The organism is Actinomadura sp. SCN-SB (genome assembly GCF_043906805.1).
Lineage (GTDB): Bacteria > Actinomycetota > Actinomycetes > Streptosporangiales > Streptosporangiaceae > Spirillospora.
The window spans coordinates 1-2061 of record NZ_JBIMPP010000149.1; the positions used below are offsets into that span (position 1 = coordinate 1).

A 2061-nucleotide genomic window follows, 5' to 3' on the forward strand; every position below is an offset into this window, starting at 1 on the left:
TGCTTGGAGGCGCATGATCGATTGGCAGATCGGTTCGGAGTGCGGGTCGTACTTCAGTGCCTGTTCGAGGGTGTCCAGGGCCTGCTCGGGCTGTTCGTCCTGGATGAGGTGGGCGAGCCGCGTGAGGGCATCGACGATCGCGCGCCGAAGGTATTCGCGATGGGCTGCGGTCCACTCGTCATTGAGGTCGACGGCGAAGCTGTCGGTGTAGAGGCCGGCCAGGGGCCGCAGGGCTTGGGCGCGTTGCGTGTCGGTCTCGGCGCTGGCCGCTTGCTCGAGGACGGTGTCGATCCGCCAGATGTCCACGTCGACCAGGTGGCGTTCGAGGCGGTAGCGGCGGTCAGCATGGAGGATGAACTTTCCTCTGCGGACTCCGGTGACATCTCGCAGGATCCGGCGGGTGGTGGTGATGGCGGTGTGGAAGTGGGTGCTGGCCTGCTCGGGCGGGAAGTCGGGCCAGAGCGCGCCGGTGATCTGATCGCGTGTGACGCCATTGGGGTGAAGAGCGAGGTAGGCCAGCAGGCGCTTGGACGCTTGACGCAGTCCGCTGATGATCTGGTCGGATGCTCGGACGGTTACGGGGCCGAGGAGTTGTAGATGGACCGGGGTGCCGTTGTCCTGCGGGGTGGGCTGCGGTGGTGGCGGGGGCGCAGGATGCTGCAAGGGGATTGCGGCGGGCGCTTCTGCGACAGGCTCGGTATCAACCTCGGGCTTGCCGGTCGCGGTGCGGAGTGAATGGAGCATGTCCGCGGCGTCCTGGGCGGTGAGGTGGAACAGTGTGGCGCCGTTGAGGTGGTCTGCCTGCGGCCCCTCAGCATGGAGAACCGTGCCGTCCTTGTTAAGGCGCACCGTGGTCCCCTCGGACCAGGGACCGTCGAGAATGGCGCCGACGTGGTAAGTGCGCCCCAGGAGCAGGACGGCATTCAACCTGAAGGTCATCTCCTTCGGCGGTGCGCCGATGAGGATGATGTGTGGAAGCGGTTCGGCCGGGTCGTCGGCTCTCCACGTGGGCAGGTCGGAGGCTTCGACGTCGAGAAGCATTCGTCCGCGGCGGAGGATCTCTGCCTCCAGGCGCACGACGGCTTCCTCGAACGTCGGTGTGATCGTGATGCCCGGGACATCGGCGGCCAGCTCGATGATGTCGGGCTTGGGGTAGAGAGCGCGGGCGTGGTGTTCGGAGACGACGAGCTCGACGCGGTCGCGTCGGGCGTTGGCCAGAAGGTCGGTGGCGAGGGCGCGGATGGCGTCGGGCGCGCCGTCACCTTCCAGGCCCATGCTCAGGCCCGGTAGCGGGACCGAGACGGGCTCTCCGCAGAGCGTGCCTACAGTGATGTGATCGAAGATGGGTGGATTGAGGTTGCGCTGGGCCAGGTCACTATCACTGGGGATGGGCTCGCCGCGTTCGGTGTAGCTGTCAAGGTAGGCCTGGTTGACCCTGGCAACGGCGGGCGGTGTTGCAGGGTCGCGCAGTGCTTCTCCAGGCGGGCACTGAGTGTTGAGAGGACGGCGCCTGCGCCGGTGCAGGCGAGTGAGGGCCATGGCAAGGCTTAGTGCCGCAGCCAGGCTGATGCTGATACGGCTCCCGGTGACCAGAGAGACGGCTGGGGAGGTGTCCTCATGCTGGGCAGGATCAGGGCTGCTGGGCGCTTCTGGCGTGGAAGACGCGGGGATGCCGGAGGGCGCCGCCCTCGAAGGGCTCTGGCCTGGACGGTGCGCCTCCGCCTTCGGGCCGGACAGGCCTTCGGTCCTTTCGGCCGGTGTCGCGTCGGCTGTCGGGCCAGGCTGCTTCGGCAGTGTTCGGGCTTGCGAACTGGGAATGCGGATGTGCTGGCCGGGGACGAGCCGGTCAGGGTGGGTGAGACGCGGGAGGTCGTTGGGTTGGTCCAGGTGGCGGCTGGCTTTGAAGATCTTGGGGTAGTGCTTGCCGCTGCCGTAGTAGCGGCGCGCGATGTCCCACAGGGTGTCGCCTCGTTTGATCGTTCGGCTCCGCCAACTCGGAAGCTCTTCCTGCTCCGGTTCCGCATCAGTCTCCGTGGGGACGCCTCGGGCAGGTGCGGTGTT

At 67.1% G+C, this 2061-nt stretch carries 1 protein-coding gene; it reads right to left on the reverse strand.

Features of this window, described 5'->3' with window-relative positions; genetic code table 11:
- A partial coding sequence (locus tag ACGWYJ_RS38740; RefSeq protein WP_395111673.1) for a LysM peptidoglycan-binding domain-containing protein occupies positions 1-2061 on the reverse strand: 2061 nt, incomplete at both ends.